The sequence below is a fragment of the Bacillus sp. SIMBA_008 genome (assembly GCF_046535495.1).
Taxonomy (GTDB): domain Bacteria; phylum Bacillota; class Bacilli; order Bacillales; family Bacillaceae; genus Bacillus; species Bacillus subtilis.
This window is the reverse complement of record NZ_JAWRWL010000134.1, coordinates 1-350: the sequence shown is the minus strand read 5'-3', so window position 1 is coordinate 350 and position 350 is coordinate 1. Positions and strand designations below refer to the sequence as shown.

At 63.1% G+C, this 350-nt stretch carries 1 protein-coding gene; it reads right to left on the bottom strand.

Annotated elements, in window-relative coordinates:
• Window positions 1-350: amino acid ABC transporter ATP-binding protein (locus tag SB658_RS22500; RefSeq protein WP_410602440.1), on the bottom strand; the 350-nt coding region annotated here is incomplete at both ends.

The window sequence follows — 350 nt, the reverse complement described above, 5'->3', positions numbered from 1 at the left end:
AAGCTCTTAGTGCGCTCGTGCTGAGGTGCACCGAGTACCGAGGCCGGAGGACCCGACTCGACAACCTCGCCGGCATCCATGAAGTGGACTGTATCTGCGACCTCGCGAGCAAATCCGATCTCGTGCGTCACCACGATCATTGTCATTCCCTCACGTGCCAGGTTTTGCATCACGTCGAGCACCTCCCCGACGAGTTCCGGGTCGAGCGCCGATGTCGGCTCATCGAACAACATCAGCTGCGGCTCCATCGCAAGCGCGCGCGCGATCGCAACTCGCTGCTGTTGACCGCCGGACAGCTGTGACGGGTAATGTCCGCCGCGGGAGCCCAGCCCCACTCGGTCGAGCAGCTC